We start from the raw sequence: 8,377 nt of genomic DNA, 5'->3' as shown, positions 1-8,377 counted from the left end.
GTGGCCGCAGCGGCGTCCGTACGGGCCGCGTCGCCCAGGTCAGCCGTCATGCCGCGGAGTCTGCCAGGGGGGTCTGACAACTCCGGCGCCCCGCCGGTGAGGCAGGGCGCCGGAGGAGGCCGTCAGGCCGGGTGCCAGGCCCTTAACGGCAGGCCCTCAACGGATGGCCTTGATCAGCTCGCCGTTCGGAGTGTCACCGCTCAGCTCCCAGACGAAGGAGCCGCCCAGCCCCTTCTGCGTCGCCCAGTCGCTCTTGCTGCCGATGGTCGCCGGGGTGTCGTAGCTCCACCACTGGCTGCCGCAGTGCGCGTACGCGGTGCCCGCGACCGTACCGGTGGAGGGACAGCGGCTCTTGAGCACCTTGTAGTCCTCGATGCCCTGCTCGTAGGTGCCGGGGGCCGGGCCGGTCGCAGTGCCCCCGGGCTCCGACTGGCTCACGCCGTTCCAGCCCCGCCCGTAGAAGCCGAGTCCGAGCAGCAGCTTGCTCGCCGGCACGCCCATCCCGGTCAGCTTCTCGACGGTGGCGGCGGTGTTGAAGCCGTCCTTCGGGATGCCGTCGTAGCCGGTGAGGGGGGAGTGCGGAGCGGTGGGGCCCTGCGCGTCCCAGGCGCCGAAGTAGTCGTAGGTCATGGGGAGATACCAGTCGACGTACTGGGCGGCGCCCGCGTAGTCGGCGGCCTCCAGCTTGCCGCCCGCCGAGGCGTCGGCGGTGATCGCGGCCGTCACCAGTTTGTCGCCGCCGAACTTCGCGCGCAGCGCCTTCATCACGTCGGTGAAGGCCTGCCGGCCGCTCTGATCACAGGTCAGGCCGCAGGAGTTGGGGTACTCCCAGTCGATGTCGATCCCGTCGAAGAGCCCGGCCCAGCGCGGGTCGTTCAGAAGGCTGTGGCAGGAGTCGGCGAACGCGGCAGGGTTCTTCGCCGCTTCGGCGAAGCCGCCGGACCAGGTCCAACCGCCGAAGGACCAAAGGACTTTGAGCCCGGGGTGCTTCTTCTTGAGTTTCAGCAGCTGGTTGAAGTTGCCGCGCAGGGTCTGGTCCCAGGTGTCGGCCTGTCCGTCGACGCTCTGGTCGGCGGTGTAGGACTTCTCGTAGTCGGCGAACCCGTCGCCGACGGTGCACTTTCCACCCTGGACGTTTCCGAACGCGTAATTGATGTGGGTGAGTTCGGCAGCCGACCCCGAGGTGTCGATGTCTTTGACGTGGTAATTGCGCTGGTAGACGTCCCAGTTGGCGAAGTAGCCCACCAACTTGCCGTCGGCCGCCGTCTGCTGGGCCCGCTGCTGTACGGGCTTCGCCGGAGCAGGGACCGCGCCGGCGCTCCCCGCCGGGAGCGTCGCGGCCAGCACCAGCGCGCACCCCGTCGCGAGGAGGGCGAAGAGGCGGCGCCGGTTGCTGCGTGAGGGGCTTCTGCGACGTCGTTCGAATGGTCCGGTCATGGTTCTCCTCGCGGGAGTCGGGGGGTGATCGCCGGATGCGCGCGGACGGTTCCCGGCGGAATCTAGAAGGACTAGACCAGTGCGTCAATGGTTTGAACCAATTCGCGACAGGTATTCCGCTCATCCGTCCCCCGCCGGACCAGTTCGCCCGTTCTGTCCCACCGGTGACGGCATGCCGCCGATCGGGCATACTCATTTCGCCGCATCTGCTGGTCAGCCGCCGTCGCAACCCGGCGGGGCACCATCGCGGCCAAGCGGTTTCACCGGTCCCGGCCCCCGGCCGTGGCCGGATACGGCGGCGTCACCACACCCAGGTCCGTCGCCCTCAGCCCCCGACAGGAGGAGAGCGTCGTGATGCCTGAACTCGGACCGCAGCCGGTGGATCGCCAACTGCCCACGCAGGAAGCGCGTGATCTGCTGGCTCTCGTACGTGAACTGGTCCAGCGGGAGATCCGTCCCGGCGCGAACGAGGAAGAGGCGGAGGGCCGCTTCCCCCGTGAGATCTTCACCCTGCTTTCCCGGTCGGGGCTGCTCGGCCTCCCGTACTCGCAGGAATTCGGAGGTGGTGACCAGCCGTATGAGGTCTACCTCCAGATGCTCGAGGAGCTCGCCGGCGCCCGCCTGAGCGTCGGTCTCGGCACCAGCGTCCACACGCTCTCCTGCCACGGCCTCGCCGTCTTCGGCAGCAAGGAGCAGCGCGCCGACCACCTGCCCGCCATGCTCGGCGGCGGCACGCTCGGCGCGTACTGCCTCTCCGAACCGGCCTCCGGCTCCGACGCCGCCTCCCTGCGCACCCGCGCCACCCGGGACGGGGACGACTGGATCCTGCAGGGCACCAAGGCGTGGATCACGCACGGGGGAGTCGCCGACTTCTACACCGTCCTCGCCCGTACCGGCCAGGAGGGGCCACGCGGCATCACCGCCTTCCTCGTCCCGGGAGACGCCGAGGGAGTCTCCGCGGCCGCGCCCGAGCGCAAGATGGGGATGAACGGATCACCCACCGCACAGGTGCACTTCGACGGCGTGCGCGTCAGCGACGCGCGCCGCATCGGCGAGGAGGGGCAAGGGCTGACCGTCGCTCTGTCGGCCCTGGAGTCGGGAAGGCTGGGCATCGCGGCGTGCGCCGTCGGACTCGCCCAGGCGGCCCTCGACGAGTCGGTCCGGTACATGCACGGCCGTGAGCAGTTCGGCCGCCCGCTGACGGACTTCCAGGGCCTGCGTTTCATGCTCGCCGACATGGCGACGCAGATCGAGGCGGGACGTTCCCTCTACATCAGTGCTGCCCGACTGCGCGACGCGGGGCGCCCGTTCGCCCGCGAAGCCGCGATGGCCAAGCTGTTCTGCACCGACGCGGCGATGCGGGTGACCACGGACGCCGTCCAGCTACTGGGCGGCTACGGGTACACCACTGACTTCCCCGTCGAGCGCTACATGCGCGAGGCGAAGGTGCTCCAGATCGTCGAGGGCACCAACCAGATCCAGCGCATGGTGATCGCCCGCCAGATGGTCGGCCCCGAACGCGGCTGCTAGGCCACAAGGCCACCAGCCCACCGGGCCCGGGGCGCCGCAGGCCGTCGAGGTCGTGCGCGCAGGCGGGTGCTACACCGCCGCCCGCACGTCCTCGACGACCTTCTTGTCCAGCGCCGCGCGCACAAGCGCGGCCGCGAACCGTGCCCGGTCCCGTGCGGCGACGAGATCGGACAGCTTCCCGGGTGAGGTGGGCAGGCCGAGCCGCTCGGCACCCTGCTGCGCCTTCTGGTCGAAGTACGGGCCGAACTCGGGCCACACCTGCTGAACCTCGCGAAGAAAGATGTCCACACCGGTCGGCCCGATGCCGGGCACCTCGCGCAGGCGCTCCTCGGTGCGGGGATCCTCACGCATCCGGCGCAGGTCGCCGCCGTACTTCCTCAGGAGCAGCTCCGCGCCGTCACCGAGCTGGGTGGCCGTGCGCTCGTCGTAGCGCCTGTAGCCGCCCACTCCGAGCGCGTCGACGCGCTGCTGCCACGTCGCCTCGGCCATCCGGCGGGCGTCCCGCATCCCGGCGTCGTACAGCGCGCGTGCCGTCGCGGCCGCGATGTCCGCCCGGATGCGGGCGGAGAGCAGCAGTGACAGCACCTGGAGCCGGTAGAGCGGCGAGGGGGTGTCGCGGAGCGTGATGCCGGCCTGTTCGGCATAGGTCTGGCCGTGCCGGTCCAGAAGCGCCCGTACGGTCGCCCGGTCCTTGGCCTTCTTGGCCGGCTTCATCGGTGTCTGTGTCATAACGGCCTCGCTCACCGGTCTGGGTCAGGGAGCGGCACGGGTGCCCACTGCTCGGACCTGATTCACCTCTCGGAGCTGGGGAGGCTCGCTCGGAGTAACGGCGCGGCAGCAGCGACGACAGCGTTTGGAGACGCACGGAGGACATCGACTCTTGTTCCGGGTATGACCATCGGACATCTGAAAAGGTTGCACCCGGCCGATCTTGTACCTCAAATGAACGCTTCCTTAGCCTCCGATGTACCCCACAGGAATAAGGAAGTTGAATATGCGTCACGAAATGCCGCCCCTCGATGAGGTGCGCCGCATCACCCAGAAGAAACGCGACGCGTGGTGGACGGTGTTGCTGGTCGACCCCGTCGCCACGCCTTTGGTACGCCAGACCGCGATGCGCACGCGCATCACCCCGAATCAGCTCACCTGGGGCGCACTCGTGCTGGGCCTCGTCTCGGCCGCGTGCTTCGCCATGGGCGACTGGCGCTGGCTCATAGCCGGCGCCGTCGTCTACCACCTGAGCTTCATCCTCGACTGCATGGACGGGAAGGTCGCCCGGCTCACCGGCACGGGCTCCGTGTTCGGCGCCTGGCTCGACTTCGTCTTCGACCGCGTACGCGTCATGCTCTGCGCCGCCGCGCTGATGGCCGGGCAGTACCAGCGCACAGGTGAGACCGAGTACGTCTGGCTGGTCGCGGTGGTGATCTTCCTCGACGGTCTGCGCTACATCAACTCGCTCGAGATCTTCAAGACACGCCACACGATGCGCAAGCAGATCAAGGTGCGTCTCCGCGCGGCGCGCCGCGCCGACAACGAGGCCGAACTGGCCTTCATGGAAGACCTGTTGCGCGACAACCCCGAAGCGGACATCGAACAGGACCGGAATGCGGCGGCCGGCGAGACCGTCCCCGAAGAAGGCTCCGCCGTGGCGACACTCGCCCGGCAGCGTCAAGTCATCGACCTGAATCAGGAATTCCGCCACCGCTTCCCGCTGTACCTGCGAATGCGGTCCTTCCTTTTGCGTCACCGCGTCCGCAGTCACCTCGTCAGCGGGATCGAGTTCCAGATGGCGGTGTTCATCATCGGGCCGCTCTTCGACGCGGTGATCCCCGTCACCATCGTCGCCGGTGCCGGGCTTCTCCTTTTCGAACTCGCCATCGTCTACAAACTGCTGCTCTCCACACGTGACTTCGCCCGGACCATCGACACGTTCGAGCGCGCGGTGGGAATCCCCGCACTCGTAGGCGCCACGGCACCCACGGACACAGGCAGCTGAAGTACGAGCCGGTTCTCCGGAGGCTCTTCACCGGAGGCCGGCGCACCGGTGCAGGCACGCGTGACCGGTCTGCGCACGCAGGCATGAAGCGCCCTCGCTCCCTGCGCCGGAGCGGCAGGCCGGAGCCTCGCTACGCGTGCGCGTAGCGAGGAATTCCTCATACGCGGACTACGCCACCCGGCCCACCGCACACCCGGGCACTGGCACTCCCGCACGCGGCTCCCAGCGCCTCGGGTACGGGCTCCGGGGCCCGGCGGCTCCGGGCCGAGAAACAGGTGATCAGCTCGCAGCGCTCAAGGGGGCGCGTCCCGCGTGCGAGAACGGCTGCGTCCGCCAGTCGAGCCCCGCCGGAAGGGTGAGCAGCAGCGCCGTGAGGTCGTGCTCGTGTCCCAACTCGTCACCCAGCGAGGCAGCTTCGGACGCCGCCCGGCCCGATCCCTGGCACACCGTCAGCCCGAACGGGTCCCACGGCGATGCGCACAACCCGTGCTGGGGCAGTCTCTCCTCCTCCGCGAGCAGCGCGATCGGCTGCCCGCAGTCCGGGCATGACACCCGGAAGATCTCGTAGATCTCACTTTCGTACGCCTCCGCGGCCACGGATTCCCCTGTTGCCGGCTCAGCGGCGTTCTCGGAAATGTGGACCCGCTTCACAGTGCGCATGCAAATCCCCCTCGGGTGGACCTGCCGGGCATCTCGCCCCCGGCCACAGCAAGCACTTCCCGCGGCGTCATTCGCATAATCGCGGCACGCGGAGGGACACGGGAGCACGAGTGTGGTCTTGGTCACACCTAGCGCCCTCACGTGCCCTCCGGCATGCGCCCGTTGTGCCGGAGCGCCCCCGGCGCAGTAGGTTGACCTGCTGTGGAGGAAGTGGACAGGCAAATCGTCGATCTGCTCGTCAAGGACGGGCGGATGAGCTACACCGACCTGGGCAAGGCCACGGGCCTGTCCACATCGGCGGTGCATCAGCGCGTGCGCCGGCTTGAGCAGCGCGGAGTCATCCGCGGATACACCGCCCTCGTCGACGCCGAATCGGTGGGCCTGCCGCTCACCGCGTTCATCTCCGTCAAACCGTTCGACCCCAGCGCGCCGGACGACATCTCCGAACGACTCGCGGAGGTCCCGGAGATCGAGGCGTGCCACAGCGTCGCCGGCGACGAGAACTACATCCTCAAGGTGCGCGTCGGCTCCCCGATCGAGCTCGAGAACCTCCTCGCCCGCATCCGTTCGCTCTCCGGGGTCTCCACCCGTACGACAGTCGTCCTGTCGACCCCGTACGAGGCGCGTCCGCCCCGCATCTGACGCGCTGACGAACCCCGCCCGGCCCAGGTTGCCGTCCGGGCGGGAGACTGTCGCCATGAGCGAGCGCATGCCCCCAGGCCGTGAGTCACACACCGTCCTGCTGCGCGGAGGCGAGGTCCACAGCCCGGCGGATCCCTTCGCCACCGCGATGGTCACCGAGGGCGGCAGCATCGCCTGGATCGGCTCCGAAGGTGCCGCCGACTCCTTCGCAGACGGCGTCGACGAGACCGTCGACCTCGACGGCGCGCTCGTCACCCCCACCTTCACCGATGCACACGTGCACATCACCGCCACCGGGCTGGCTCTGACCGGCCTCGACCTGACGGGCTCGCCCTCCCTTCGGGACGCCCTCGCCCGCATCCGTGACTACGCGACCGCACGCCCCGTGGACCGCGTGCTTCTCGGCCACGGCTGGGACGCCACCCGCTGGCCCGAGCAGCGCCACCCCACACGGGCCGAGCTCGACGAGGCCACCGGCGGTCGCCCCCTGTACCTCTCCCGCACCGACGTGCACTCCGCGCTGGTCACCACCGCCCTCCTCGACCTCGTCCCCGGCATCGCCCAGCTCCCCGGCTTCGCCGACGGCGAGCCCCTGACCCGCGACGCCCACCACGCCGTTCGCAACGTCGCTCACGGCACCCTCACTCCCGAACGCCGGGCCGAGGCACAGCGGGCGGCCCTCGACCACGCCGCGTCCCTCGGCATCGGCGACCTGCACGAGTGCGCCGGACCCGACATCTCCAGTGAGGACGACTTCACCGCGCTCCTGGCCCTCGCCGCCAACGCCGACGGACCCCGCGTGCACGGCTACTGGGCCGAGCCCGTCTCCTCCGCCCAGGACGCCGCCCGCATCCGTGCGCTGGGCGCCTTCGGTGCCGCAGGCGATCTTTTCGCGGACGGCTCTCTCGGTTCGCACACCGCGCATCTGACGGCCCCCTACGCGGACGCCGAACACACGGGCACCTCCTACCTCGACGCCGGTGCCGTCGCGGCACACGTCGCCGCCTGTACCGAGGCCGGCCTCCAGGCGGGGTTCCACGCCATCGGCGACGCCGCCGTGACAGCCGTGACCGACGGCGTACGGGCGGCTGCCGAGCAGGTCGGCACAGAGCGGGTGCGCGCCGCCCGGCACCGCGTCGAACACGCGGAGATGCTCACGGAGAAGACCGTCGCGGCCTTCGCCGAGTTCGCGCTCACCGCGTCCGTGCAGCCCGCCTTCGACGCGGCCTGGGGCGGGGCCGACGGCATGTACGCCGTCCGGCTCGGAGCGGAGCGGGCAGCCACCCTCAATCCGTACGCCGCGCTCCAACGCGCCGGTGTCCCGCTCGCCTTCGGCTCCGACAGCCCTGTCACGCCGCTGGATCCGTGGGGCACGATCCGCGCCGCCGCCTTCCACCGGACGCCCGGGCACCGCATCTCCGTACGCGGCGGCTTCACCGCCCATACGCGGGGCGGGAAGCGCGCCGTGGGGATCGACGACGCGGGAGTCCTCGTGCCCGGCGCCCCGGCCGACTACGCGCTCTGGCACACCGGCGATCTGATCGTGCAGACCCCCGACAGCCGCGTGGCCAACTGGTCGACGGACCCGCGCTCCGGCACTCCGGGACTTCCCGACCTGACACCCGGCACTCAACTCCCCGTCTGCCTGCGGACGGTGGTGGGGGGCCGATCCGTCTACGAGCGTCCGAACGAGTGATGTATGCGCGTGACTTGAGGCCCGTAGACGCCCCTTGAGCCTGCCGACCCCGCGCTGCCTGCGCGGCACTGACCTGCTGATTGGGCGAAACGCCGCTGGTGGCGTGGCTGTTGACAGGCGATGCCGGCCGCCCGGTAGGTTCGGCCAGGTCCACCACAGGACGTCCGGCTTGCCACTCCCCGCGCAGTCGTCGAACGTCGCTGGGCCAGGGGGTGGTGTGCCGCACCGGGACACCGCCACTGGGAGCCAGGTCCAGCGCCCGCGGCACGGGGGCGGAAGTTTATGGCTGGCCGGCAGGTGCGACCCGGGTGGGGCCCGGATGCTCAGTAGACAACGGCTCTCGGTCGACTCGCAGCCAGCGGGTCCCAGGTCGGCCCGAAGGGCACTCGGGCCCCGACCCGCAGACACACTGCGGC

7 protein-coding genes are annotated in these 8,377 nt (G+C 70.0%); 4 read left to right on the top strand and 3 right to left on the bottom strand.

Annotated features, from left to right (window positions below):
• Window positions 1-156 precede the first annotated feature (156 nt).
• Window positions 157-1,437: a glycoside hydrolase family 18 protein gene (locus H5J26_RS25455; RefSeq protein WP_181768307.1), complete on the bottom strand. Its 1,281-nt coding sequence runs from the start codon at window positions 1,435-1,437 to the stop codon at window positions 157-159.
• Between the two features lie 354 nt (window positions 1,438-1,791).
• Between H5J26_RS25455 and H5J26_RS25450 the strand changes: the two genes are divergently transcribed.
• On the top strand, window positions 1,792-2,967 hold the full coding sequence (locus H5J26_RS25450) for an acyl-CoA dehydrogenase family protein (protein ID WP_181768306.1): 1,176 nt from the start codon (window positions 1,792-1,794) through the stop codon (window positions 2,965-2,967).
• Window positions 2,968-3,036: 69 nt separating this feature from the next.
• On the opposite strand, the gene H5J26_RS25445 is transcribed toward H5J26_RS25450, so the two are convergent.
• Window positions 3,037-3,696, bottom strand: a complete 660-nt coding sequence (locus H5J26_RS25445; protein WP_235981083.1) for an endonuclease — start codon at window positions 3,694-3,696, stop codon at window positions 3,037-3,039.
• Window positions 3,697-3,961: 265 nt separating this feature from the next.
• On the opposite strand from H5J26_RS25445, the gene H5J26_RS25440 reads away from it, so the two are divergent.
• Window positions 3,962-4,963 (top strand): CDP-alcohol phosphatidyltransferase family protein, encoded by a 1,002-nt coding sequence (locus H5J26_RS25440; protein WP_181768305.1) that lies wholly within the window; start codon window positions 3,962-3,964, stop codon window positions 4,961-4,963.
• Between the two features lie 279 nt (window positions 4,964-5,242).
• On the opposite strand, the gene H5J26_RS25435 is transcribed toward H5J26_RS25440, so the two are convergent.
• The gene (locus H5J26_RS25435) at window positions 5,243-5,623 is read right to left on the bottom strand and encodes a hypothetical protein (protein WP_235981081.1); all 381 of its coding nucleotides are present in this window, start codon (window positions 5,621-5,623) and stop codon (window positions 5,243-5,245) included.
• Between the two features lie 201 nt (window positions 5,624-5,824).
• Between H5J26_RS25435 and H5J26_RS25430 the strand changes: the two genes are divergently transcribed.
• Window positions 5,825-6,265 carry an Lrp/AsnC family transcriptional regulator gene (locus H5J26_RS25430; protein ID WP_181768304.1) on the top strand — a complete coding sequence of 147 codons (441 nt, stop codon included), beginning with the start codon at window positions 5,825-5,827 and terminating at the stop codon, window positions 6,263-6,265.
• Between the two features lie 55 nt (window positions 6,266-6,320).
• Window positions 6,321-7,961: an amidohydrolase gene (locus tag H5J26_RS25425; protein WP_181768303.1), complete on the top strand. Its 1,641-nt coding sequence runs from the start codon at window positions 6,321-6,323 to the stop codon at window positions 7,959-7,961.
• The last annotated feature ends 416 nt before the right edge of the window (window positions 7,962-8,377 follow it).

It is taken from the genome of Streptomyces albidus (ex Kaewkla and Franco 2022) (assembly GCF_013870515.1).
GTDB classification, from domain to species: domain Bacteria; phylum Actinomycetota; class Actinomycetes; order Streptomycetales; family Streptomycetaceae; genus Streptomyces; species Streptomyces albidus.
The sequence above is the reverse complement of the archived record's forward strand: the minus strand, read 5'-3'. Positions and strand labels throughout refer to the sequence as shown.